Genomic DNA, 25,846 nt, shown 5'->3' on the forward strand with positions numbered 1-25,846 from the left:
AAGGAGTGTGGTCTCTGATGCGAGTGCAGTTAACCTGGTATCGACGTGCAGAACTGGTAAATATTATTTAAGTACTCAGGAAGAGCGATAGATATTCTAAATAACCGGTCAGGATCATTGGCTGCAGTCTGGTTGTTCATCCTGCACGCCCCAAATTGGAGAAAGGCAATGGAGAAGGGTATGTTCCAGGCGAAAGATGCATTCAACGAAGCTATTGTCCGGCAAAAGCCAGCCGAACTCTGGTCGATGATCTCTCCTCATTACTGCGTGGATGAGGCTTCCTGGTTACAGGAACTGGTGCAGATCCTGGAGGAACAGTCCGGAGATTACCCTGAGACAGCCAGTCAGGCCACCAGAATGATTGAGCAGGTCAGGAGCAGTGACAATGGCATTCATATGGTTGATGCATTGTTATTGCAGTACAGCCTGGATACCCGGGAAGGTATTTTGCTGATGTGCCTGGCCGAAGCCCTGATGCGCATTCCCGATGATCGCACTGCCGATGCCCTGATCCGCGACAAGCTCAGTGTGGCTGACTGGAAAAAACACCTGAGCCAAAGTGACTCTCTGCTGGTCAATGCCTCCACCTGGGGGTTGCTGCTGACTGGCAAGGTGGTCAACCTTGACGCCGGCGAGGATGGTTCTGCCGGTGGGGTTATTGGCAAGCTGGTGAACCGGATGGGGGAGCCGGTTATTCGCCAGGCGGTTAACCAGGCCATGAAGATTATGGGCCGTCATTTTGTCCTGGGGCGTAATATTTCAGAAGCGTTAAAGAATGGCCTGAAACAACGGGAAAAGGGGTACACCTACTCTTTTGATATGTTGGGGGAGTCTGCCCTGACCATGGAAGATGCCCGGCGTTATCACGATGAATACCTGGCGGCGATCAGGGCGGTTGCTACAGAGCCTGATCACGACAACTCCCCCCGTGCCGGCATTTCCATCAAGCTCTCTGCGCTTCATCCACGCTATGACGTGGCCCATAAAGCGCGGGTTTTCCGGGAGCTGGTACCTGCGCTGGTGGATCTGGTGCGTGAAGCCAGGGTGGGCAATGTAGCGATCAATATGGACGCTGAGGAACAGGATCGTCATGAGCTGTTTCTGGAAGTGTTTGAGCGGGTTTACCGACACCCGGATTGCCGTGGCTGGGGTGGGCTCGGTCTGGTGATCCAGGCCTACGGCAAACGGGCACTGCCATCGTTGTGCTGGCTTTCTGCCCTGGCCCATGAGCAGGGAGACCGCATCCCGGTTCGGCTGGTAAAGGGAGCTTACTGGGACAGTGAAGTAAAGCTTTGCCAGCAACAGGGGCTGAGCGGTTATCCGGTCTATACCCGCAAGGAAGCGACAGATGTTGCCTACCTGGTGTGTGCCAGGTTTCTGTTATCCGAGCCTGTCAGGGCGGCACTCTATCCTCAGTTTGCCAGTCATAATGCCCACACGGTTGCCAGTATTCTTACCATGGCAGAACGTGAAGGTGCCGCTGATTTTGAGTTCCAGCGCCTCCACGGGATGGGGGATGCGCTCTATAATTTCATCCTGACTGACCATCGTCGTTCGGTGCGTATTTATGCGCCTGTTGGCAGTCATAAGGATCTGCTGCCTTATCTGGTTCGTCGTTTACTTGAGAATGGTGCCAATTCCTCCTTTGTTCACCGCCTGGTGGATGCGAAAACCCCGGTTGCTGCGCTGGTTCAGCATCCGGTGGAGACGTTGACAGGCCGGGTTTGTTTGCAGAACGATCAAATCCCGTTGCCACCGGCTATTTACGGCCAGTCACGGAAAAACTCACTGGGTGTGAATGTGGATATTGACAGTCAGTGGCAGCCATTTCAGCAAAAAGTACAGAGCTTTATGGGGCATAAATGGACTCAGGGGCCATGGATTGATGGTCAGCTTGTACCGTCAACTGAGACCTCTGAAATAACGTGCCCTTATGACCGCTCTCAGATTGCAGGCCACTTGGGATGGAGTGATGAAGCCCAGACGGATACAGCCATTGGCATTGCTGAAGCAGCCTTTGAACGCTGGAATGCCACACCCGCAGAACAGCGGGCAGACTGTCTGGAGAAATTGGCAGACTTACTGGAGGAAAATCGTGAGGAGCTGGTGGCCCTGTGCCATCAGGAAGCGGGCAAAACCGTGCACGATGCCATTGATGAAGTGCGGGAGGCGGTGGATTTTTGCCGCTATTACGCAGGTCAGGCACGGGAGCGGTTTTCATCGTCCATCATGATGCCGGGGCCCACGGGTGAATCTAACGAGCTGCGGCTTTGTGGGCGAGGGGTTTTTCTCTGTATCAGCCCCTGGAACTTTCCCCTGGCTATTTTCCTCGGGCAGATTACCGCAGCGCTTGCTGCCGGGAATACGGTGATTGCCAAACCTGCTGAGCAGACCGGCCTGATTGCGGGCAGGGCCGCTGAGTTGATGCTGGCAGCGGGAATTCCCGGGGATGTGATTCAATTATTGCCCGGCGAGGGTGCCACGGTGGGCCGACAACTGGTGGCTGATGCCCGGATTGCCGGTGTCGCTTTCACCGGCTCCACGGAAACCGCCCGGTTGATCAATCAGACGCTGGCGAATCGCCCTGGCGCAATGATACCGCTGATTGCTGAAACCGGTGGTCAGAATGCCATGATCGTCGATTCCACCGCACTGCCTGAGCAGGTGGTGAATGATGTTCTTTTGTCCGCCTTTGGCAGTGCCGGGCAGCGCTGTTCAGCGCTCAGGGTACTTTATGTGCAGAAAGATATTGCGGATCGGGTGATCGCTCTGTTGCAGGGGGCAATGAAGGAGCTGTCTATTGGTAATCCGAGTTTTCATTCTACCGATATTGGCCCGGTGATTGATGAAAAGGCTCGCCAGTCACTACAGGCACATATCCAACGAATGAAACAAGAAGCCAAACTGCTGTTTGAATGCCAACTGCCAGCGGATTGCGCTAAGGGCAGTTTTGTTGCGCCGGTTGCCTTTGAAATTGACCATATTGGCCAGCTGGAGAAGGAGCACTTCGGCCCTGTTCTCCATGTGATTCGTTACGACGCGAAAGCGTTACCTGAGGTGATTAAGCAGATCAACAGTACCGGGTATGGCCTTACCCTGGGAATTCACAGTAGAAACGAAGTGACGGCGACGTTTATTGAGCAGCGGGTCAAGGTGGGTAATATCTATATCAACAGGAACCAGACTGGCGCTGTCGTCGGTGTTCAGCCATTTGGCGGCCAGGGGCTGTCTGGCACCGGTCCAAAAGCGGGTGGGCCAAACTACCTGCAGCGGTTTGCAACCGAACAGACGTTGTCGATCAATACCACGGCTGTTGGCGGAAACGCTACGCTGCTGTCTTTGGGAAGTGAGTCTGTTTAAGCACTTATTCACAGGTTCTGAGGGAGTTGCGAAAGGCTTTTATGCCTCCCTCAAGGGCCATGGAGCAGCGAGAAGCCAGCATTGCCTGGTTAATCCTGTGTAACCCGGTTCACCTCTTCAAGGCTGGTAACCCCTTGCAGCGCCTTTAATAGCCCCGATTGGCGAAGGTTGTTAAAGCCTTCTTTCTGGGCCTGTTCCGAGATTTCCAGGGAGTTACCTTCGGCCATAATGATTTGCTGCATGCCGGGGGTGATCGACACCACCTCATAAATACCCACACGACCTTTATAGCCGCCCTTGCAGTTGTCACAGCCTTTAGGGCCAAAAATCTCGGCGGAGTCCGCCTGCGCTTCGGTAAAGCCCTCTTCCAGCAGTGTTTCTTTCGGGATGTCAACTTTTACCTTGCACTGACTGCACAGTCTTCGTGCCAGACGCTGGGCAATAATCAGGCTGACCGAGGTTGCGATGTTAAATGATGGCACCCCCATGTTCTGCAAACGGGTCAGGGTCTCTGCCGCGCTGTTGGTGTGCAGGGTGGACATCACCATATGGCCGGTCTGGGCCGCCTTGATGGCAATGTTGGCGGTTTCCAGGTCCCGTATCTCACCCACCATGATGATATCCGGATCCTGACGCAGGAAAGCCCGCAACGCCTGGCTGAAGTCCATACCCTGTTTGGGATTGACGTTAACCTGGTTAATACCTTCCAGGTTAATTTCCACCGGGTCCTCCGCGGTGGAAATGTTGCGCTCATTGGTATTGAGAATATTCAAACCGGTATAGAGCGATACCGTTTTTCCCGAACCGGTGGGTCCGGTAACCAGAATCATGCCCTGTGGCTGGTGCAGGGCGGTCATATACATCTCTTTCTGCTCTTCTTCGTAGCCCAGAGCATCAATCCCCATTTTGGCGCTGGAAGGATCGAGGATACGAAGTACGATTTTCTCACCCCAGAGCGTCGGCAGCGTGTTGACCCGAAAGTCGATGGCCTTGCTTTTCGACAGCTTCATTTTTATCCGGCCATCCTGAGGCTTTCTGCGCTCGGAAATATCCATGGCCGACATGATCTTCAGTCGTGAAGCAATCCTGGACCCGAGGCTGACCGGGGGGCGATTGACTTCATGGAGCACACCGTCGGTTCTGAAACGAACCCGATAGGTTCTTTCATAGGGCTCAAAGTGCAGATCCGACGCACCGCCTTTGATGGCGGACAGCAGCATTTTATTGACGAACTTCACTACCGGCGTGTCATCCTCGCCGTCGCCCCCGGAGGTTCCCAGGGCATCATCTCCTGAATCATCAACCGCACTGACTTCAAGATCTTCAAGACCGACCATCCCATCGTCGTCGGCAAACATGCCACCGGTATCATCCAGGGCAGTATCAATCATCTTCTCCAGAATTTCGGGCTCTGACAGGACCGTATGAATGGTCAGGCCGGTATTAAAGCGGATTTCATCCAGGCCCTGAAGGTTGGACGGATCAGAAACGGCGGCAAACAGGTGTGAGCCCCGCTTGATCAGCGGCAGCACATTGTGCTTCCGCATCAGTTTTTCTTCGACGACGTCTTTGACAAAATGCTCTTTGTCAAAGGCTCTGAGATCGATCACTGGCAGGCCAAACTCTTCGGCAGTGGCGAGCGTCAGGGCATTACCGTTGACCAGCTTTTTTTCCAGCAGATATCGGGCGAGCGGTTTGTTGGCCTTGGCAGCAGCGGCTTCAGCGTTGTGAATGTCGGCCTCTTCCATCAATTGATCGGCCAGCAGGCGGGCCGCCAGCCCGGTCAGAGGTTTGTTTGCCATAACCTGTTTCTGTCCCTGGATATTGAATTCATTGTCAGGGCCTGATGATGTTTCGCTGAACTGGCAACGGGGCATCAGCAGGCTCTTTGTAATATATCAGCATAAATGGCGGATGGTTAAGGGTGGTTTTGTACGGGGGGGTTTTATTGGCCCGGGTTTTTGCCGGGAATCGTCGGGCTTTAATGGGGGATTTTGCATGGAATGCGAGTTTGGGTAGGCACTCCCAAGGTGCCGAGGGTTTCGCAACACCCTCGGTACCGTGGGAATGGCGTTAGAAGGTATAACCAACTGTTCCGGTAATGGTGCCTTTACGCAGAACGTTGTCAGCATCGCCACCCCAGGTCACTTTGGCCGTCATATCGTCGTATTTGGCGGTCAAGCCCATGTTGATCCTTTTCTCACCTTCTTCAAAGCGACCAGTAAAATGTGAGTTGCCATTAACGTCATGAGTAAAGCGGAAAGTGGACTCAAGGTTCAGTCCCTGCATTGCGACATCGTTCCAGTTGGCACCAACCATTACGTTGTAGCCCCAGCTGTTTCGGTCGAGGCGTTCTTCCTCATCAATTCCAGATTCAGCACCCTTGCCCAGGATGCGGCCATAATATTCATCATTCAGGCCAGCTACCTGTTCAAACGCCGCTTCAGCAACAACGTACATCAGATCTGTGCCAAGAACGGCACCAAATGGTTGGATGACAGATAAGGAGGCATCCCACATAGGAACTCTGTCAATGTTCTGATACCACTGATCTGTACCAGCTGTAGCTCCGGTTGACTCTGAAACCTCAAAGTCCTGACCCTGAGAAATATTTCCAAGAGCTGCCGAAGCGCTACCAAGGATATCGTCTGGATGATCAAGCCAGATTGGTGCGTTTTCTCTATAGGTAATTTCACCGGCAATTTGTGTGTAGCCCCAGACTTTAGTATTAAAGCTGGCACCCCAGAGTTTGACGTCTTCCGGGTAAATTACCTGGGCATCAACTCCATTGGCAAGCATATTAAGAGTTGCAATGCCACCCGCAAGTTCTTGGGCTAGTGGTGAAAGGTTATTTGGTGTTGCTGCGCCGCTAGCGTCAGACAAAAGGTCTCTTATTGCGCCAGCTGAAGTACTTGCAATATCAAATGCACCTGTCATTGGGTCGAGAATGCCACCAACTAACCCAATGCCACGTGCTGCTTCACTTTGAGAAACTCTAGCTTCAAAGAACGGAAGGCTTGAATGGTAGTTTGCGTAATATAAAGCAAATTCTGTATCAGGTAATGCCTCTGGCGAGAAGGTAAACTTCACTCCCCACTGGCCAGAATCCTTGGCCGCTTCTACCCCACCTACATTGGCAACCTTTCCGTAGTCGCCAGCTTGCAGGATACCAGCTTGCTCCAATACAGCATCCTGGCCTTTCAGCCCGAAGTCCGAGAGTTCATAGTAGGCAAAGTCAGAGCCCGGAACAAACAGATCTGAGCCGGAACCGTAAGTACCACGCCCCAGCATAATTGAACGCTCCCAATCATATTGGGCAAAGGCTGACAGTTTCATTTCATCATTGAACTGGAGATCGGCCATCAGCATGCCCTGGGCAATGTTCAGATCACCATCAGAGCCGGGAAGGGAAGAGAGCGCAACATCATAGGCGTTCAGATCTCTCAAACCACCGGCGTAGAAAATGGATTCTCCCCAGTTATGGGTCTGATCACCCAGTTTAAGACTGAGTTTCTGACCACCTTCAAATGTCCAGTCACCGTATAAATAAGCGCTTTGTAACTTAGCCCCCCGACCCTGATTATCTTTTACTTCATCGGACCAGCCGTTGAACGTTCCAGCTTCATTGTCAAAGCCTTTTGCAACATCCTTAGCGTTATTGGAATCCCACTTGTTGCTGCCATTCATCAGTACATGGTCGTAAAAAGCCGTAGCGCGACCATAGAAACCGTAGTTATCTTTTTTCAAGTCCAGCTCAGAAGTCAGTTTGAGGGCCTTGCTAACAAAGCCTTTATCAAAAGATCGATCACCGTCGTTCTCATTTTTCTCAGAGCCATCTGGTGTTTCATAGCCTTCAAGATCGTACTTGGCACCCAGAGTAATTGTGGTATTGAGAGTGCCCTGCACCTCACCATCCATTGCCTCAAACTCATAAGCCTGGGCAGGAGCAGCGAAAAGCAGTGTACCGGATAAGACAAAACCAGCGGTTGCAGGTGCAAGCTGCAGTCGTTTTTGTGGTGTCAACATGAGATGGTGTGTCCTTGCCGTTTATTATTAGAGTTATTTTTTCCACCAATGGAGCATTCTAACGGCGCTGTAGCGCTGGTAACCCGGATTCCTTTACAGCCTTGGAACACCTGATAATAGTCCCCACTATCACCGGCTACCTGACCATATTTTGCACCGCAGTTGGCTATATGCGACGATGTTTAGAAAGTGCTCTTGGTATTATTTTTATTGTTCTGTGTTTCGGCCTGTTTATTTGTACTAAAGAGCATAGTGGTATGCAAGAAATTTATACCCGGTCTGGTCATTTCCTTCTTGATCTTTTTCCCCTTGTTTTACAGGGTTTTTCTTCCTGTCAGAGCGAGCTGTCTGGTGGTCACCTGTGATGCGACAACGAGTACATGGTTTTCATCAGAATTCACTATCTGTCAGAGATGAATTTTTCGAATTTTCCGGGAAGATCGAGTTCCTTGATGCTTCTGCGGATTGGGAAATTCAGTTCGGGACGAATGACGGCACGGCATACGTTCTGAAGTGTTGGCACTGTGTCTGCCCTGCTGGACAGCTTATCCAGTAACCTCAATAGATTCTCCATTGATTTTCGCTGCGCAAACGTGCAATCGGACCTCAGTTTTTTTTGAATATCTGAAGCATCGGCTGCTAATTTTTCCAGATATTGTTGGTATTTTTGCCGGAGTCTGGTGTGTTTTACTGAATTTGTTGGGGCAACCAGAAAGGTCTCAAACATTAATTCTAACGGTTCAATGAATTCAGCTAACTCTGTCGTGTCGATGGTCATTGGGTCGGCACCGCTTTCCAGCAGTGTTTGAATCATTGATTTTCTGACGTTTGCGCTCTCTTCTTTATCTTTGCCTTTATACAGCAGGGTAAACCTTAATGCCGTCATCCTCTTGCACTCGCCCTTGTAGGACCAGGGCCCGGTAGTCATGTTGGGGTTGGCGTTATGAAGCAACAGGGCTTCCAGCAGATCGGATTGTCCCGCTTTTGCCGCCATGTGAAGTGGCGTCATGCTATCACCGTGATGACCAGCATCGGGAGTGGCCCCCAGTTCCAGTAGCTTGAAGCAAACATCCCACTGCTGGCGTTTTGAGACAATGGTCAGTAATGTTTGCTGCCCGGAATCACTGTCAAATAATTTATCCTTACAGCGGTAGGCTTTATCAAAAAAATAAATCAGTTCCCTGGTGCTGATGGGCAGCATGGTAGGGATGAATGCTGTGTCTCTGGGCTTTAAAACATGTTTTTCAACCAGAGACTTAAGGTATTCAATTTCGGTCGTGTTAGCAGGCTCTTCTGAACCAAGAACGGCTATCCCTGTTACTTCTTTCTTTGGCGAATGATGGGCTTCAGCAATCTGATATTTGTACTTCATTGATTTGGTGCTGATTGCCAGCCTATCCCCATCTTTCATTTCACTTCTGAACATGGGAAAAGCGCTTGAAGGAATGATTATTTTAGCATCTTTAGCTAATTGGTATTCATAGGGATTATTGATACTGGCACCGTCATAAATGACTGAATTTAAAGTACCCGTTTTAGTCATATACAGGTGAGGGGGGTGATAGATCGCCCGAACGGATACACCGTTGAGAGTGGTTTTAAGGCCTGTTTTATCCGGAATGAATTCACTGCCGTCGGATGCTAATGGCTTGAGGTCATGATGTTTTAGATGTACCCCATAAACCCTGTCAACAGAGTCAGAGAGGAAGATGGGGTTGGTCAAATACATACGGGCAACTGCGGGTTGTTCAGCCATTCAGTGATTGATCAGATAATGCCATATATCCAATCACCAAAGATATTAGGCCTTAAAACTGTTTTAAAGTTCCGTACTTTTTTCGTATTGTGTTGTTGGTAGCTGATTGCCATCAACCCGTCATTCTCGTTATGGTATACGCGCAATAAATTTAATAAAAACGTTACTTTACCGAGCCTGCCTATGCGTATCTTATGTCTTCTGCTGTCTTTGCTGATCTCTGCCCAGGCGTTTTCCTGGTCCAACCACACTCTGGTCACTCACCAGATGCTGGCGACACTGCCGCCGGTTCGGGATGCTGCCCCGGTGACAGTAGAAAGCCTGGAAAGCTTTCTGCTGGCTAATGAAGAGGCGCTGGCAGCGTTTTTGGACCAGCAGGAGCAGTGGATGCAGGAAAATTTATGGCACTACGCGCCCCGTCCGCAAGATCTGGCCTTCAGGGCGACGGGCAACAAAGACGATATTCGTACCCGCTTTGCCCATGCCATTCGTGTTAACCCAAATACCAAATGGCCTCTGTATTTACAGCTTCTTCCCGGGGAAAAACGATTGTCTCCACCCATTAAGCCGCAGTCAGTGAGCACTTTGAAGAATTTTGATCATCTGGTGTCTGTGCAGTTGGTTCAGCTGCAACCGGGGGATAAGGCCTCAGCCATCGATATCGTCACAACGGCCACGGACGAACCGGATCACGGGCTGGATATAGGCCTGTTTACCGACAGCAATACCGACTACGGCAAGATCTATGGGTTTGGTAAGCAGCCGTTTGGTAATCCAAACCTGGAATATGGTACACAGGCACCTTTCCACATGGGCTTTTACCATGAGTCATCGGTGCTTTATGCCCTGGGTGGTTTTTTAAAGCAGACGTATCCGGAGTATCGCATCCAGTCCTTTAAGCAGCTTTCCGAGTTTGCCTTCAGTCAGGGGCATGATTACTGGGGATGGCGTTTTATGGGGTGGGGGCTCCACTATCTCAGTGATTTTTCCAACCCGTATCATGTGATGCCGGTACCGGGCAATAATACCGTGGCAACCCTGTGGGTTGGCTTAATGAATCTTGTGGGTTTCCCACAAGGGCAGAAAGAGGCGATCCAACTGGCATCCAACCGGCACACAGTCCTTGAAGACTTTCAAAGCCAGGTGATGAGTCAGGCTTATGCAGAGAAAAACCGGCAACACCCGACCATTCAGGCATTAACGAGACAAACAACTGCCAGAGTTTATGAGGATGATCACATTGTTACGGTCATTTCCAGGCAGGCTTATGAGAAAGCTCATGATATTCACGAGGTGCTGGAACAGACCATGCCGGAACACTACGTTGATGATCCCATGGTGGAATATTCTGAACTGAATACCAGGTCTGCGTTGCAGGCAACGGTGTTAAAGACTTCCGGAGAGGATGGCTATAACCGGTTGATAGCGGTTATCACCGATTTGCTGGGTGGGTTTTCTGAGAATGGCGCTTCTTATGTGGAGGCTATTCTCTCTGCCAATACACGCTCTTAGGGTGGACATTAAGCTTACCCCTCCATTTTCAATGGCTTTTGAATGGAAAAGCGAAGGACACAAAGAGCACGAAGGAAAAGAAAATTTCTTCTTTGTGCTCTTCGTGTCCTTCGTGGTTCCATCTTTAACTACCCGAAGAGGGGAGTAGACGCTTAATGTCTACCCTAAGTACCGTTGCTACCTCCGGGGCCGCTGTCCTTCCATTGATCCATTCAATTGGAAGGACAGCTTTCATCAGAAATGCTGCAAAGATTTCAAATAATGTGAAAATAACGAAAAATCACGGAACGTTCTTGCAAAGTCACAGTTCAACCTGACTAATCGATCAGAAATGTTTGAAACATCTGCTCTACTACATGAACAATAATTGAGTAAAGCTGCTTGACTCAGTGAGCAAGCCTGGCTGACCTCTCAAGTTGGATATTATTATGATACCCGCTTCGTTTGAAAATAGCCTTTCGACACGCTATCCAGAACAGCAAGAAGAGCAAACGACCAGCCCTACGCTCCCCCTTGTGAACATTGATTCATCGGAATTAACACCAGCACCACAAGGTATCGAGCTGCATAGACGCGCCAAAATAATAGAAGTAGTTAACAAATTTCCCTTGCGATACCTGCTTCGCAAATCTTATCGATTGAGATTAGGTCTTACAAAAAATAATGACAAGCTTGATACCTATCACCGTGAATTTACAAATTATGCTGTCAACTTCAGGTCACAAAGCACTTATCCAGCATTTGATAAACAGAGTAGAGCGTTTACCCAAAGAGAAGGTATGTTCTGATTCACTATTTTTACTTAATGAAAAAATGGAAAGCCTTGTTAAAGATGATGAAAAAGCAATACTCAAAAAGGCATTTTCTGTACTGTGCAATGAGGCCCAAACATTAGTTGATAGTAAGGCGGCTTTTTACAGAGTAAATATCGCTGGACTGGGCCGGGATGAGGTAGCCGAAAGAATATTCAGCAAATTGCATGCATCTATTAACAACTTTGATGATGCTCTGGAGGCATTTAAGCAATTCAGTCAATTAAGCCCCGGTATTCGTAAGGAGTTCTTTGATGGCTTATATGAAAAAGTGATGTCCTGTGTTGTCAGTGCCGATCATTTTTATCAGCTCGCCTTGAACCCAGCTTTTGATAAAGATCATAGCAAGCTATGCCTGGAAGGTTTAGCAAAGTATCCATACCATATTGAGCTCAAAAAACTTCATAAGAATCTTATTGAAAAGAAAATCTTCCAGCAGTTTGATAAAGCTGCTGAGAAATCAGCAAATGATTTTATAGAAAATTGTCAGTCACAGATTCAGGGGGTTGTTGAATTACACAAAACTGAGTATCAGAATCAATACTCTGCCACAACCCCAGGGCTAACCAGGCAATTTGATGAAAAACTTATAATGGCCCGCCAGGAATTTAAAGAAGCTAACTATCTTTTCAGACATATTGGCAGTCGTAATGATATTAACATAACAAACTTTCAAGAAACTTTAAATAAAGCTGTTCGGCTTGCCATGGAGGCTATGATAGTGGCGCCCACAGACGAAATGAGAAAAACGGGCGAAGAAGTGATTGAATCATATTTTAAGGAAATACACAGGTCGTGGCATGGTCATAAAAAAACGTTTAAGAAACCAAGCGTCATAGTTGAAATCATTAGTAAAATCAAAGCTAATCAAACTTTAGAAAACAAATATAAGAATATAAAAACCACGGCTATTTGTAATCTCGAGACCCAGTTAAACTCTGAGGTGTCAAGTAAATTATGCGAAATCCATGAAAATGCGAAACGGAAAAAGGAAGAATTATGTCTCTCATTGCCGTTGCTCCACCAGCAACTTGGCAGTTATTACTCTGACTTGACTCAAATGAAACCCACCGAAAGATATTTTCTGGTAGACGGCTTTTGGATGCCGTATCTGTATGTTGCTTTATTTCTCACTCCGGAACGTACATTCAATACGGCTTATGGATCTGATTCTGGTGAATTGTGTGTAGATCTTCCTCCGTCTACGTGTGCAGAAAATTTATCCATACCCGCTTCCGGCTTTTCAGGTGATATTGATGTTGGGAGTATTGCCAACCTGTCTCTTGATATCAGTGCACACTTATCATTAGGCAACGTTGATCTCACCTCTGAATTAGTCGTTTCTTCCCCAGACATTGGAGACGTTGCAGATGATGTTGCCTATTTCTATTCAGGTGTGCTCAGTTTAGGTAGCCTCGGTGTGAGTAGTCTCAGCCTAAATAGTTCCGGTGGAGGTGGGCACAGTGGAGGCGGGTACAGTGGAGGTGGGTACAGTGGAGGTGGGTACAGTGGAGGTGGCTACAGTGAAGATGAGTACAGTGGAGGTGGGTACAGTGGAGGTGGGCACAGTCGAAGTGATTATGATGGAGGTGATAACGGTGGCAGCAGTTTTGGTGGAGGCGGTTTCGGCGGGGATGATTGATTGCTAAGGCGATTAGGACGTAACCCTGTAAGACCCCTTACTGTGAGATCAATAGCTATTTTAAGCAAACGGGTTCCAGAGTTTTTCAGGGAAATCGCTGATTAATTTGGCTGTGCTGTACAAAAAATAACCAGAGTTTTGTGAGGCTTGAAAATAGTGCGATGCAGTCAGTTATCCACAGGTCATTCAATGGTTTGATCAATGAATCTGTTGATGACTAACGAACAAGCTATATAACCAGAAATAGTTATTCACTTTTATCCATCAAAAAATAAGCCCGGAACTTGCCGGGCTTATTCTTTCAAGTGTTGAGAGGGCAGGGTGAGACCGCTTCCTTATCAGTGACGGGTTTCACTGGCGGGGAGAATATTGGGGTGATCCAGCCAGTCTTCAGGGTTGTCATCAATGGTATCTATGGCTTCTGCTTCTTCAAGCTCTCCTCGTGTCGCCAGCACGGCCAGCTCTTTGGCAAATTTTTGCAACAGGTTAATAACATCATCACGATTGCTGTTCAGGCTTTCATCGATTTCAATACTGAACAGGGGAGAGGCGTCATCCGCAAGCTCATCCTCTTCCTTGCGAACAAGGACCATGTGCAGACCGGAAAACTCGTCATCACTGACTTCGGCCAGTTTAAAGGTAATAGACTGTGCTTCTCGAAGAATAGACAGCAGTTTCAGGGCTTCGGCAGCACTAAGATCTCCGGCATCTACACGGGCTTCAACGTACTCTCTGGCAGAAAGGCCAGAGGCAATGTAGTTATCTACCAGATCTTGAATACTTTTGTACTTGTTTTGGCTCATAGACCCTCCTGAAAGCTGTTTCAGCGGATGCCTGACCCGTAGTTTGTCAGGCGCCAAGGCCAGATTCACCAGAGTCGGGGGCGTTCTCAATTAGCCATGAGACCAGTACTTCAAACGTGTATTCAGACATGGCCATTTGCCTGATTGAGAATGTCCTCTGACACTGATTCCTGTTTCCAGTGTACCTGATTAGCGATGAATGTATAGGGAATAATACTGATGAAGTTAAAGTGGTATAACTATAGTCTCGTGGTCAAATTGGCCTGGGCTTTTACAGGTCAGCTGTTTTTTTCTCTCTGAGCTGATTGATCCGGCTCTTTTGTTTTAGATGGTGCTTTCAATCTTTGGGGTGCCTGTTACCAAAGTATGAACTTGTACAGACTTAACCTGAACCTTTTGCCGGGCCTCAAGGCGTTACTCGATACTCAAAGTGTTTCCCTGGCTGCGAAGCAGATGCATGTTACCCAGTCCGCCATGAGCCGGACCCTGGCTCAGTTGCGTGAAGCCCTGAATGATCCGATTCTGGTCAGGCAGGGCAACCGTATTTTTCTCTCCGAAAAAGCGCTGGCGTTGAAAGACGACGTGAACCGGGTAGTGACGGAAGCCAGCACCATATTTGAGAACCAGCAGTTTGACCCCTGGATTACCGAAAAAAACTTTACCATTGCCGGGACTTATATTGTTCTTGAGCAAATCCTGCCACAAATCCTGCACCAGTTCTGGAAACAGGCACCGCATTTTAATTTTGAACTGTTACAGTTCAGCCCGCAGCTGGATAAAAAGCTGGAGGCCGGCCAGGTCGATCTGGTGCTTGGGTATATTGGCAAGCCACCTGCCGGTTTCAGTTACGAGCTATTAATGGAGGATAGTATCTGTGCCATGGTGCATGAGGATCATCCTCTCGTTGATCAGGAGATAACCATTGAAGACCTTGAGCAGTACCCGGTGATTCGCCACTCTTCGTGGATGGGAAGTCCTCATTTCATCAGGGACTATCTGGAAGGCCTCAGTGAGAATATCCGTGTGGTTGCGAAAACACCCAATCTGCCCATCGGTTTGCAGCTGGTAAGGGACACCTGTCATATTCTGCTCACAATGGAGAGAGCGGCTCGTTACAATACTTATGCCCGGGATATGACGATAAAAACACTGCCCGGTAAACCTCCCAGAGTCAGCTACTACGTGGTGTGGCCGGAGTACTGGGAGCATAACCGGGCACATCGCTGGTTCAGGGAGTTCATCATTAATCGCTTCCGTCTCAAGTTGAAAGAGATGGAACGACAGGAGGCCATTATCAATGGTGAAGTGGATGTGCTGACTCACTGAACTCGCCGGTAAGGCCATGATTCATCCGGCCAGGCTGGCCGGGGGTATCAATAGCTGCCGACATCAGTATTGGACGTTGTATCAATGCATCTCAGTGCCAGCACATCGTGGAGTTTCTCAACCTGGGTAATCAGAAGATGCACAGGTCGCGAGCTGGAAACAGTCATGGATAACTCAATTCTGCCACCGCAGCGGGAAGGCGTCATGCTCATGGTGTTCAGAGTAAAGCCCCGGTGTCTGATAACTCTGAGTATCCGCTCCACGACATCAGGCTGTTGATGGCATTGCAGATATAACTGGAAGCTCATGAGTGTTGCTCCAACATTTCATGGTTAGCGGCACCCGGTGGCACCAGGGGCCATACGTTTTCCATGGCATCAATGCGCACATGGAGCAACCATGGGCCACTCACACGCAACATCTCATCCAGGGCTGACGTTACCTCATTCCGATGGGTGATGGTTCTGCCGCCAATACCAAAAGGCCTTGGCCAGCGAAATAAAGTCGGGGTTATCGGAAAGATCAGTTTCACTGTAACGGCCCTGATAAAACAGCGCCTGCCACTGGCGAACCATGCCCAGCTTCTGGTTATCCAACAGGACTATTTTAATCGGCAGCTGTCTTCTTTTTAGGGTGTTCAGCTCTTGCACATTCATCATAAATGAGCCGTCACCGGATACCAGAATAACGGTATCATCCGGCCGTGCCATGGCAGCGCCGATGGCGGCAGGCAGACCAAAGCCCATGGTGCCCAGACCGCCACTGGTCAAATGGTTAAGGGTGTGGTGAAAAGCCATGTGCTGGGCAACCCACATTTGATGCTGCCCGACATCACAGCTGATAATGGCATTATTCGGCAGCTGTCGGGATAGCTGGTTGAGCAGCAGGGGCGCATAAATCGCTTCACCGGGTTTGTCGTATCGCCATTGATGCTCTTCTTTGAGTTGCTGGCAGTGGCCGTGCCAATTGTTGACGGGTAAAGCGATGGACAGTTCTTTCAGTACCCAGGGCATGGGCTGATGAAAGACGACATGTGCCGCTCTGCGTTTGTGCACTTCTGCCGGGTCTATATCGATGTGGATAACTTTTGCATCAGGGGCAAACGTGTCCAGTTTGCCAGTCACCCGGTCATCGAAACGGGCACCCACAACAACCAATAAGTCACACCGTTGTACTGCCGTGTTCGCCGCCCGGTTGCCATGCATCCCCAGCATGCCAAGATAGGCCTCGTTGCCTGGCGGTACAGTACCAAGCCCTTTTAATGTGCAGACACTGGGCAGGCCGGTCATTTGCAGAAAATGGCGCAACGCCGGTGTAGCACCAGCCATATTCACACCACCACCGATATAGGCGATGGGGCGGGATGCTGAGAGCATAAGTTGCAGCGCTTGATCAACACTGTTATGGGCTGCCTGATCAGGGTGGAAACCGTTCTCAACCAGGTCCAGCGGTGGCTGCCAGCTGGCGGGAGCCTGTTGTATATCTTTGGGAATATCCACCAGGACAGGGCCCGGTCGTCCGGAATTGGCCAGGGTGAATGCCTGGTGAAGGGTTTGGCAGAGCCGATCCGGCTCTGTCACCAGGAAACTGTGCTTGGTGCAGGCCATGGAAAGCCCCAGCATATCCATCTCCTGAAAGGCATCGGTACCCATGGCACTGGTGGGTACCTGGCCGGTAATGGCAACAATGGGGACAGAGTCCATCATGGCATCTGCCAGCGCCGTGATCAGGTTGGTTGCGCCAGGGCCTGAGGTGGCAATACAGACACCGGTTCGCTGGCTTGAGCGGGCATAGCCAATAGCGGCGAAACCGGCTCCCTGCTCATGGCGGCAGAGCAGGTGCTCAACAGGGGCGTCAAGCAGGGCGTCATACACCGGCATAATGGTGCCGCCGGGGTAACCAAAAACGGTGTCAACACCGTGGTGAACCAGGGTTTGGACAATTGCTTCAGCACCATTCATATCGATGATCCCCCGACTGCCAGATGTTGAGGGTAATCGCTGCAAATAGAATGACAGGCACGATAATGACAGATAGCACGATCAGGTTAAGCATGACTTTTCTCCTTTATCAGGTATAAAAAAACCCCGGACCTTTCGGTGCGGGGGTTTTGTGACAGCTGCTTATTCAGCCCACAAAGCCACCCGCGGTGATAATAATCACCACGTTAAGAATGACTGTTTGGTTCAGGGCTGAAAGCATCATAGGTTTTATCAGTTTTAAATGTTTAACGTACAGGTTATATAGCACAGCATTATTTGCAGTGCCAGAAACCCAGAGGCACGATCACCATGGAGGTCACTATGAAAGGCCAGGCCGACACTCAACCCACTGTGCTGGATGTTGATAACCTCCGGCAGCAGTTTCCCCTGTTGTCACAGACCGTGCATGGCCATCCGCTGGTCTACCTGGACAATGCGGCAACCACACAGAAGCCGGTGTCGGTTATTGAGTCGCTAGACCGCTATTATCGGGAGCAGAATGCCAATGTGCATCGGGCAGCGCACTTCCTGAGTGCCTGCACGACCCATGGGTTTGAAGCTGCCAGAGAAACCACCCGCCACTTTATCAATGCCCGTTTTACAGAAGAGATTATCTGGACTCGGGGCGCGACTGAAGCCATCAATCTGGTGGCTAGCAGCTGGGGACGAAGCCAGCTGAAGGCTGGCGATGAGATTATCCTGAGCCGCCTTGAGCACCATGCCAATATCGTTCCCTGGCAACTGCTGACTGACGTCACCGGGGCCACCATCAGGGTGGTTGAGCTGGATGATGCTGGCAATCTGGATATGCAACAGTTCCGGCAATTGCTGTCGGATAACACCAGGCTGGTGGCAATGACCCATACCTCCAATGCTATTGGTACGATCACCCCCATTAAAGAGGTTATCGAGCTTGCCCATCAGGCCGGTGCCCTGGTCCTGGTGGACGGTTCTCAGGCTGTTGCCCATCAGAAAGTGGATGTTCAGGCGCTGGGGGCCGACTTTTATGTGTTTTCCGGCCATAAGGTCTACGGCCCAACGGGAATCGGTGTGCTGTACGGGCGAAGGGAGCTGTTGGAAAACATGCCTCCCTGGCAGGGCGGTGGTGAGATGATTGAGCATGTCAGTTTTTCCGGCACCCGCTTTAATCGCCTGCCGTTCAAATTTGAGGCAGGAACCCCCAATATTGCCGGCGCCATTGGTTTAGGCAAAGCGCTGGAGTTTTTAGCGGATATCGATGTTGCCGCCATGCAGGCCCATGAACATCAGCTGCGTCAGCTGGTGGAGGAGGGGTTAAGCCAGATAAGCGGTATCCGTCTGATTGGTCAGGCAGAGTGGAAAGCGCCCGTCGTGTCGTTTGTCTCCGGTGAACTCCATAATCAGGACATCGGGCTGATGCTTGACCAACAGGGGATTGCTGTCAGAACCGGGCATCATTGTGCCATGCCCCTGATGGAGGGTCTGGACCTCAATGGAACGGTCAGAGCTTCTTTTGCCCTCTATAACACCATTGATGAAGCCATGGCTTTTGTGGATGCCATGGATAAGCTCCACCATTCACCGTTGTATATTGCTCACCCTGAAATGAACAGTGATCAGACCCAGACAATGATCAGTGAGACAACTGACCTGCCAGAGATTTTTCGTCAGCAGGCTCCGAACCTTGCCACGATAACAGAACGGTTGAATGGGCTTTCAGGCTGGCAGGAACGTTACCGCCAGATCATGCTGCTGGGCAAAGAGCTGCCTGTGCTGTCGGGGGAATGGAGAAATGATGATGCCCGACTTCATGGTTGCGAGAGCAGCGTCTGGCTGCATCATCACTATGACGATGAAACCATGCGGCTTTACTTTATTGCTGACTCCGATGCGAGAGTGATCCGGGGGCTGATAGCGATTGTTCTGGCGGTATTCTCAGGGAAAACGTCGGCAGAGATTGGGCAGGAAGATATTGACCTGTGGTTCCGTGAGTTGGATCTGTTTAATCATTTAAGCCCATCCAGGGGCAATGGGCTTAAGGCAATTGTCAGGGAGATTCAGGCGGTTGCTTATCGCTATCGTTAAGCTGGGCTCTGTCCATTTTTGACCGAACTTAATCCTGACCCGGGGCGACCGATAATACCACTGATTTATATAGAAAAAGACATCAGATTCATTATTTAGCTGAAATTAAAGAAGGATAAAATCGATGGATTCTATTCCCTCTTCTCCCTTAAATGCCCGTAGCCCGGACAGTGACAACGGAAGCATGGGTGACCAGGCTTCTGGAGCCAGTAAACTGGGTGAGTATTCATTATCTGCCAGCCCTGCGGATGGCAATGGTGAGATGAAGGAAAGGGTCGCCAGATTATTTGCCGCTAAAGCTCAGCAACGACCTCTGGAGCCCCCCTCTCTTGAATCGAGACTCTGTTCTATTGCCCAGTCCCGAAAACCATCCACTAGCTTATTTTACCCAATCAAGGCGGTTGGCAAGAAGGCTGTGAATCTGGGCAGCAAGATCTTTCATTGCCTGATCTGGCGAAGCATTACTCCGGTACGGAAATCGGTCGTAAAGTCTGGCGGGGAAATGACGTCCGTGTTTTCTCAGGGTAAGGGGAAATGGCTGGAAAATATGATATGGGACAGAACGACGCGATCAGGTTGTTGCTGGGCCCTGTCTTTGGACTGGTTAAAACATCGCGCTCGGGGTACCTCTCTATTCGATGAAATCCATGATGATCCGAAAAACGGGGAAATTAATCCGGAAGTCTTTGAAAAAATAAGGGCTTTGCAAGAAGCGGGTTCAAGTGACCAAAATTTCTACACAGACCAATGGCTGCGTATGAACGGGATGACCCGTTTTGAGGTTGTCGGTAACTCTGCTATTAGCAGACCCTGGCCCGGGTCCCGATACCTGACTTCTGATCAGAAGATATTGGTTTACCCAGATAATTTTCCACAAAAGTTGGCTGAGACCATCCTTGATCATGGGAACCGGTCGTCTGGCTTGAAACTTGTTCGTATTCGTGGGCGTAAATGTGGTCATGCACTGGCGGCTCATATTGATCCAGACAATGGCAGTGTGACTTTCTTTGACCCTAATTTTGGCGAGTTCCGGTTTTCCGGCGGCCAGGCTTTTAAACAGTGGTTTGTGGAACAATTCTGGCCAAAATCAAGATATGGAGGAGTTGTTCTCAGAATGAATCAGAATTTTGCTGTTAGCCATATCGCTCACTCAGGAGAAGACAGTGAACGCTCAATTTGAATATCTGGTCAAACAAGTTCTGCTGGCTATTGGGCTGGAGCTGGAACCCACTCCGGAAGGGCTCTACATCATGGAGGTTGATGGCAAACTTGATATTTACCTTTCCTGCCACGAGGAGAAGTGGGTTTTGCTGTATTGTGAGCTTGGGGAAGTTAACGACGAGAGTAAAATACTGGCCGCGACCAACCTGTTTGGAAAGGAGTGGCCTGCCCATATTATCGGGCAGTATGAAGAAAAGATCATTTTCTGGTCACAACACTGCCTGGATAGCCTGACTCCGGTGGAACTGAAATCCTGGCTGGAGCGGTTTATCCAGGATGCCGAGGGGCAGCTGAGCGAGCTGTTGGCATTCGATATAGGAGAGTGATCATTGATTAGTTGCGTACTCCTTTCAGAAGAGCCGGGATTAATCAGTCTTGGCCAACTTCTCAATAATTCGCGCAGCCGCAGCAAAACCAAAGGTTGCAGTCACTGCGGTGGCCGCGCCAAAACCACTGGCACAGTCCATTTTCATTGAGCCTTCACCGGTGGGTTTGGTCTGGCAGATGGTACCATCAGCCTGTGGATAAACCGCCTGCTCGGTGGAAAACACACAGTCTACGCCAAACTTTCGTTTGGTATTCTTGCTGAAGCCATGACGGTCACGAAGCTGGTTGCGCACTTTTCTTGCCAGAGGGTCATGCCAGGTTTTGGTCAGATCGGTGATCTGAATCTGGGTAGGATCCATCTGTCCGCCAGCACCGCCAGTGGTGATGATTTTGATTTTGAGACGTTTGCAGTGAGCGATCAGCGCCGCCTTAACCCGGAAGCTGTCGATGGCATCCAGCACATAGTCAAACTCGTTGGTGATCAGTTCCTGAAGATTATCTTCCGTAATAAAGTCTTCAATGGTCTGACACTGACACTCGGGGTTTATCTGGGTAATGCGCTCGGCAATCACCTCAACTTTTGAGCGGCCAATGGTGTCCGTAAGCGCATGCAATTGGCGATTGGTGTTGGTTATACAAATGTCGTCCAGATCGATCAGGGTGATGTTACCCACCGCCGTTCTGGCCAGGGCTTCTGCTGCCCAGGAGCCAACACCACCAATACCGATGACGCAGACATGGGATTGACGAAGCTGGTCAACAGCACGGTTGCCGTACAAGCGGCGAATACCGCCGAACCGGTCATTGAAGCTGTTGCTGGGGGAAGAGGCTGCTGGCATTGGAAACGACTGAGATAAAACATTAGCCGCCGATTATACAACCCAAAGTGGCATTGTTTTAATCAAATTTTGCCTTGCTTTGACTCTGAATGACCTGCCATCAATGGAACCTAATAATTATTTTGAGGTCAAACTGCGGTATTTATTGTCCAAGTGCGTGAGGCTTAATTCTGAAAGCAGCATCAGCAACCCATCACCGTTCAGAGTCCGCTCGCCGGGCTGACCGGCATGCCGGGCCACGCGTGGTTTCTGACCGTGGTAGAACCAAATTTAATGGTAAAAGAGTCTCATACAATCGGCCCTGTAGAAGCAAAGCCAGCATCCGGGGCAGTAGCAAATCTATAGAGGATGCCTTTTGGAAAAAAGAATTATTACATGGACGTCAAATCACCTCGACTGATGTGCTTTCAGCCTTTGAAAAAGATACAACGTCCCTCAGAAGTGGGTTCTTTCTGCAAAAACTTTGCTTGCAGAACCAACTGCTAAACAACAGAAAAGTGACCCCGGATGAGGTCATTCAAGAATTCAATCGAGAGCCGGATCGACACTATAAATACAAATTAGCGATAGTGCGTTTCAAAGAGGAATGCTGTCTGAGGGGGCTGCCGCTGAAGGGCCAGAAAGTCACAACGAATGCCGTGGTTCATGGGCTTCAGTCAGTCAGTGCAATACTGGAGCTGGCGCGCTTTAAGGAGTTATGTTGCCTGAGAGGCCTGGCGTTGCATGGTCGGCAGGTCACACCGGACGAGGTTATTCAGGATTATCAGGCCGCTGGGGCAAACTTGGAGCTGGCGCGCTTCAAAGCGGAATGTTGTCTTAAAGGGGGGTTAGTGAATGGCCAGAGGATCCTGCCGGATGAGGTGGTTAAGGACTTTCCGGATAATCCGAGAGGCAAACTGGGGCTGGCCCGCTTCAAAGCGGACTGTTGCCTGAATGGCTTGGCGTTGAATGGCCAGCAGGTCACTGCAGATGAGGTAGTTAAGGATTTTCAGGCGGTCGGGGTATTTCTGGAGTTAGCGCACTTTAAGGAACAGTGTTGCCTGAGGGGCGTGGCGTTGAATGGCCGGGAGGTCACAACGGATGAGGTGGTTCAGGGTTTCCCGAATAGTCCGGAAGGCAAACTTGGGATAGCACGCTTTAAGGAAAAATGTTGCCTGAGGGGGCTGGTGTTGAATGATCGGCAGGTCACGCCGGATGAGGTGGATTTCCCTGATACTCCGGAAGGCCTGCTGGGGATGGCACGCTTCAGGGATCAATGTTGGCTGAAGAGCCTGACGTTGAATGGCCAGCTGGTCACGGCGGATGAGGTGGCCAAGGGTTATCAGGCCGCCGGGGCAACCCTGGAGCTAATACGTTTGAAGGAGCAATGTTGCCTGCTGGGTCAGTCTTTGAACGGTCAGCCGGTCACAGCGGATGAGGTGGTCAAGGATTATCAGGAAGCCAGGGCAGCATTGGAGATGGCACGTTTCAAACAGGAATGCTGCCTGAAGAAGCGGCCATTGAATGGCCAGCAGGTCACAGCGGATGAGGTGGTCAGGGATTTTCCGGATAGTCTGGATGGTCGGCTGGGACTAGCACACTTCCGGGAAAAATGTTGCCTGAAGGGGCTGGCGTTGAATGGTCAGCCGGTCACACCGGAGGCGGTGGTTAATGGTTTCCCGAATAGTCCGGAAGGCAGGCTGGGAATAGTGCGTTTCAAAGCGGAATGTTGCCTGAGGGGGCTGCTGTTGAAGGGGCGGCGCGTCACAACGGATGAGGTAGTGAAAGATTTTCAGGCCATCAGGGCAACACTGGAGCTGGTGTGCTTCAAGGAGCAATGTTGCCTGAAGGGCCTTGCCTTGAATGGCCAACAGATCACGCCCTATACGGTGGTTAAGGGTTTTCAGTTGGTCGGGGCAACTCTGCAACTGGCCCACTTTAAAGCCGAGTGCTGCCTGAGAGGGCTGGTGGTGAATGATCGGCAAGTCACACCGGCTGAGGTGGTTAAGGGTTTCCCGGAGAGTCCGGAAGGCAAACTGGGGAGAGCGCACTTCAAAGCGGAATGTTGCCTGAAGGGGCGGCTGTTGAATGGCCAGCAGGTGACAGCGGATGAGGTGGTTAAGGATTATCAGGCCGCCAGAGCAACACTGGAGCTGGGGCGTTTTATGGAACAATGTTGCCTGAGAAATCTGCGGCTGAATGGTCAGCCGGTCACACCGGCTGAGGTGGTTAATGCTTTTCCGGAGAGTCCGGAAGGCAAGCTGGGGATAGCGCGCTTTAAGGAAAAATGTTGTCTGAGGGGCTTGCTGTTGAATAATCAGCAGGTGACACCGGACGCGGTGATTAAGGATTTTCCCGACAGTCCGGAGGGCAAACTGGGCATAGCGTGTTTTAAGTCACAATGTTGCCTGATGGGGCTGCTGCTGAACGATCAGCAAGTCACACCGCAAGCGGTAATCAAGGACTATGAATGCGGTAGCTGGTGGCTCGAACGCGCTATTTTTTATGCCCAGCTGGCGTTGAATGCAAGAGAATTGAATGGCAGCCTTCTGGATAACCAGAAAGTATTGGAAGCTTTTAATAAAGTACCCGGGGATAATTCTTCAAGGCAAGTCAGGTACCTGATACAAAGGTTGAAACACCCTCAGCAATACCATGAAACCAATGAAGCCCGGAAGATACTGCAAACGGCCTGGCAAATCTTAAACAACGTATCAAGCAAAGACGATGAGCAACATCGACTGCAAAGTCTTTTGCAATTCATGGCTTTGTACCATGAGCTGCCAATTGATCGTCAGAGAGTGTCAGCAGGACAGGTATATCGATCCCTCACTCTGCTGCGGAGTTCATTTCAGAATTCACGCCTGCATTTCTTCTTCCTGTCACACTGCCATATCACGAGACAGCCTGTTAATGGACGGTATATCCATAAGGGGCAAGTGCTGGAGTGCCTGCAGAGTTTTCCAGCAGGAACCGCTCTGCGCCATGCTTTAGGCTTCTGGTTTGAACAAAGCATCTGTGAAGCCAATTTAATGGAAAATATACTCCACAACCTGAAAGCTGTCGTTCCCGCAAGATGGGACAGTGATGGTGTTTACCGATACGCAACCTCTGCCAGTCAACACAGCTCCGCCGCCTCGGCAGTTGCTGGCAGTGGGGCTCTGCAACCTTCGTCAAAACAATGGTTAAATGTCGGCGAACCGGGGCTCCCCGACATTCAGCTGCCCCGGTTACATGCGCTAAAGCTGAAAACATTTGAGATTATTGCGGAAGTGAATCGTTTTTATGCTGATCCACCCATCCTGATTACCGGTTCATACGCACGCTTTTTGCAGAACCGCTGCTCATTATTTATTGATATTGACATTCAATGCACGTCAGACGAGTCTGCCAGAAAATTCCTGGAAAAATTGCAGGTACTCAACACCGACAGTGATTCCGTCATTCCCCAAAGCATGGTCATTTGGGCAACTCCGGGGTGTCAGGCGACCAAGCAACCAAAAGTCTACAATGTTCATCTTAATTACGGTGATCTGGGTGCCAAATTAATGGGGCTTCACATCAGTGTTGATACCGGGGTGGCCGATGAAAAGGCAACACAATTAGCTGCTACTGGTGTTGAGAGAACGTTCAGCGATTTGTCGTTTGCTGAACAAACCAGATCACTGAACGATACGCTGGGATTCCTCGTTAATTACCTTGATCTGCTGACCGTGGAATTCCAAAAAGGAGCAGTATTTGAATTACCTGAAACCCTGCTTTTTAATAATCCCAAAAACCCTGATGAGCGTATTTATGGCTTGCTTACCTGTGCTCTGATGTCCCTGAGTTACGCCAGGGAGTTTATTGCCCGGCACTCTTCTGGAGGCAAACCCGACTTACCGCCTGACTCGCCTCAAGAAGCATATCAACGCCTGCATACACTTACTGCAACTGTGCAAACGCAACTGAATAACCACGCTTACCGTGATGATTTTGAGCAAATAGTGAAGGACTTGCTATCGACAATTCAGAATGAAAGTGATGACGATATTGAGCGGAAGGACTTGATCAAATTAGTGCTGGCAATGTTTCAGCCTCCCGGGGAGGTGCAATGAATTTTGCAATAAAAAAGCCAGACAACTGTCTAGGAGGCTGACCGAGAATAGCGCCCGTAGCGAGGATGGCAGAAAATTGAGGATAAAAAGTCGGAAATTT

General features: G+C 49.9%; 16 protein-coding genes. 9 read left to right on the forward strand and 7 right to left on the reverse strand.

Going from position 1 to position 25,846, the window contains the following annotated elements:
- The first annotated feature begins 180 nt into the window (after positions 1–180).
- Positions 181–3,360 (forward strand): bifunctional proline dehydrogenase/L-glutamate gamma-semialdehyde dehydrogenase PutA, encoded by a 3,180-nt coding sequence (putA, locus tag O3276_RS18630; RefSeq protein ID WP_269676016.1) that lies wholly within the window; start codon positions 181–183, stop codon positions 3,358–3,360.
- A gap of 89 nt (positions 3,361–3,449) precedes the next feature.
- Here the strand turns inward: putA and pilB are convergent, their stop codons facing one another.
- The 3 genes from pilB to O3276_RS18645 form a co-directional block, all read right to left on the reverse strand.
- On the reverse strand, positions 3,450–5,162 hold the full coding sequence (gene pilB, locus O3276_RS18635; RefSeq protein WP_269676017.1) for a type IV-A pilus assembly ATPase PilB: 1,713 nt from the start codon (positions 5,160–5,162) through the stop codon (positions 3,450–3,452).
- Between the two features lie 271 nt (positions 5,163–5,433).
- A complete protein-coding gene (locus tag O3276_RS18640; RefSeq protein WP_332328135.1) occupies positions 5,434–7,386 on the reverse strand; it encodes a DUF1302 domain-containing protein in 1,953 nt (650 codons plus the stop codon).
- Between the two features lie 400 nt (positions 7,387–7,786).
- Positions 7,787–9,142 (reverse strand): ankyrin repeat domain-containing protein, encoded by a 1,356-nt coding sequence (locus O3276_RS18645; protein ID WP_269672662.1) that lies wholly within the window; start codon positions 9,140–9,142, stop codon positions 7,787–7,789.
- 183 nt (positions 9,143–9,325) lie between these two features.
- Here O3276_RS18645 and O3276_RS18650 point away from each other — a divergent pair, with 183 nt between their 5' ends.
- The 3 genes from O3276_RS18650 (at position 9,326) to O3276_RS18660 (ending at position 13,108) form a co-directional block, all read left to right on the forward strand.
- Positions 9,326–10,654 carry a hypothetical protein gene (locus tag O3276_RS18650; protein WP_269672663.1) on the forward strand — a complete coding sequence of 443 codons (1,329 nt, stop codon included), beginning with the start codon at positions 9,326–9,328 and terminating at the stop codon, positions 10,652–10,654.
- A gap of 428 nt (positions 10,655–11,082) precedes the next feature.
- The gene (locus O3276_RS18655; protein WP_269672664.1) at positions 11,083–11,442 is read left to right on the forward strand and encodes a hypothetical protein; all 360 of its coding nucleotides are present in this window, start codon (positions 11,083–11,085) and stop codon (positions 11,440–11,442) included.
- 25 nt (positions 11,443–11,467) lie between these two features.
- Positions 11,468–13,108, forward strand: coding sequence for a hypothetical protein (locus O3276_RS18660; RefSeq protein WP_269672665.1), 1,641 nt, complete (start codon positions 11,468–11,470; stop codon positions 13,106–13,108).
- Between the two features lie 338 nt (positions 13,109–13,446).
- Here O3276_RS18660 and O3276_RS18665 read toward each other — a convergent pair whose 3' ends face one another.
- Complete coding sequence (locus tag O3276_RS18665; protein WP_101746581.1) at positions 13,447–13,911, reverse strand: hypothetical protein; 465 nt, start codon at positions 13,909–13,911, stop codon at positions 13,447–13,449.
- A 366-nt stretch (positions 13,912–14,277) separates the two neighbouring features.
- On the opposite strand from O3276_RS18665, the gene O3276_RS18670 reads away from it, so the two are divergent.
- Positions 14,278–15,237 (forward strand): LysR family transcriptional regulator, encoded by a 960-nt coding sequence (locus O3276_RS18670; protein WP_269672666.1) that lies wholly within the window; start codon positions 14,278–14,280, stop codon positions 15,235–15,237.
- A 47-nt stretch (positions 15,238–15,284) separates the two neighbouring features.
- Here the strand turns inward: O3276_RS18670 and ilvM are convergent, their stop codons facing one another.
- Both ilvM and ilvG read right to left on the reverse strand, forming a co-directional pair.
- On the reverse strand, positions 15,285–15,545 hold the full coding sequence (gene ilvM, locus O3276_RS18675) for an acetolactate synthase 2 small subunit (protein WP_269672667.1): 261 nt from the start codon (positions 15,543–15,545) through the stop codon (positions 15,285–15,287).
- Positions 15,546–15,680: 135 nt separating this feature from the next.
- Positions 15,681–17,198 carry an acetolactate synthase 2 catalytic subunit gene (ilvG, locus tag O3276_RS18680; protein ID WP_332328136.1) on the reverse strand — a complete coding sequence of 506 codons (1,518 nt, stop codon included), beginning with the start codon at positions 17,196–17,198 and terminating at the stop codon, positions 15,681–15,683.
- Between the two features lie 342 nt (positions 17,199–17,540).
- On the opposite strand from ilvG, the gene O3276_RS18685 reads away from it, so the two are divergent.
- The 3 genes from O3276_RS18685 (at position 17,541) to O3276_RS18695 (ending at position 20,830) form a co-directional block, all read left to right on the forward strand.
- Complete coding sequence (locus O3276_RS18685; RefSeq protein WP_269672668.1) at positions 17,541–19,283, forward strand: SufS family cysteine desulfurase; 1,743 nt, start codon at positions 17,541–17,543, stop codon at positions 19,281–19,283.
- Positions 19,284–19,407: 124 nt separating this feature from the next.
- Positions 19,408–20,463 carry a YopT-type cysteine protease domain-containing protein gene (locus O3276_RS18690; protein WP_269672669.1) on the forward strand — a complete coding sequence of 352 codons (1,056 nt, stop codon included), beginning with the start codon at positions 19,408–19,410 and terminating at the stop codon, positions 20,461–20,463.
- Positions 20,447–20,830 (forward strand): CesT family type III secretion system chaperone, encoded by a 384-nt coding sequence (locus O3276_RS18695; RefSeq protein ID WP_269672670.1) that lies wholly within the window; start codon positions 20,447–20,449, stop codon positions 20,828–20,830. Before O3276_RS18690 ends, O3276_RS18695 begins: the two co-directional genes overlap by 17 nt.
- 39 nt (positions 20,831–20,869) lie before the next feature.
- On the opposite strand, the gene tcdA is transcribed toward O3276_RS18695, so the two are convergent.
- Positions 20,870–21,670, reverse strand: coding sequence for a tRNA cyclic N6-threonylcarbamoyladenosine(37) synthase TcdA (tcdA, locus tag O3276_RS18700; protein ID WP_269672671.1), 801 nt, complete (start codon positions 21,668–21,670; stop codon positions 20,870–20,872).
- 467 nt (positions 21,671–22,137) lie between these two features.
- Between tcdA and O3276_RS18705 the strand changes: the two genes are divergently transcribed.
- Positions 22,138–25,746: a hypothetical protein gene (locus O3276_RS18705; RefSeq protein ID WP_269672672.1), complete on the forward strand. Its 3,609-nt coding sequence runs from the start codon at positions 22,138–22,140 to the stop codon at positions 25,744–25,746.
- Positions 25,747–25,846: the final 100 nt, after the last annotated feature.

It is taken from the genome of Endozoicomonas sp. GU-1, from assembly GCF_027366395.1.
Lineage (GTDB): Bacteria > Pseudomonadota > Gammaproteobacteria > Pseudomonadales > Endozoicomonadaceae > Endozoicomonas.

Bases quoted from the DNA above. Each gene is read 5' to 3' on its own strand.
- putA (WP_269676016.1), top strand. From the start codon at position 181: ATGTTCCAGGCGAAAGATGCATTCAACGAAGCTATTGTCCGGCAAAAG.
- pilB (WP_269676017.1), bottom strand. From the start codon at position 5,162: ATGGCAAACAAACCTCTGACCGGGCTGGCGGCCCGCCTGCTGGCCGAT.
- O3276_RS18640 (WP_332328135.1), bottom strand. From the start codon at position 7,386: ATGTTGACACCACAAAAACGACTGCAGCTTGCACCTGCAACCGCTGGT.
- O3276_RS18645 (WP_269672662.1), bottom strand. From the start codon at position 9,142: ATGGCTGAACAACCCGCAGTTGCCCGTATGTATTTGACCAACCCCATC.
- O3276_RS18650 (WP_269672663.1), top strand. From the start codon at position 9,326: ATGCGTATCTTATGTCTTCTGCTGTCTTTGCTGATCTCTGCCCAGGCG.
- O3276_RS18655 (WP_269672664.1), top strand. From the start codon at position 11,083: ATGATACCCGCTTCGTTTGAAAATAGCCTTTCGACACGCTATCCAGAA.
- O3276_RS18660 (WP_269672665.1), top strand. From the start codon at position 11,468: ATGGAAAGCCTTGTTAAAGATGATGAAAAAGCAATACTCAAAAAGGCA.
- O3276_RS18665 (WP_101746581.1), bottom strand. From the start codon at position 13,911: ATGAGCCAAAACAAGTACAAAAGTATTCAAGATCTGGTAGATAACTAC.
- O3276_RS18670 (WP_269672666.1), top strand. From the start codon at position 14,278: ATGAACTTGTACAGACTTAACCTGAACCTTTTGCCGGGCCTCAAGGCG.
- ilvM (WP_269672667.1), bottom strand. From the start codon at position 15,545: ATGAGCTTCCAGTTATATCTGCAATGCCATCAACAGCCTGATGTCGTG.
- ilvG (WP_332328136.1), bottom strand. From the start codon at position 17,198: ATGAATGGTGCTGAAGCAATTGTCCAAACCCTGGTTCACCACGGTGTT.
- O3276_RS18685 (WP_269672668.1), top strand. From the start codon at position 17,541: ATGAAAGGCCAGGCCGACACTCAACCCACTGTGCTGGATGTTGATAAC.
- O3276_RS18690 (WP_269672669.1), top strand. From the start codon at position 19,408: ATGGATTCTATTCCCTCTTCTCCCTTAAATGCCCGTAGCCCGGACAGT.
- tcdA (WP_269672671.1), bottom strand. From the start codon at position 21,670: ATGCCAGCAGCCTCTTCCCCCAGCAACAGCTTCAATGACCGGTTCGGC.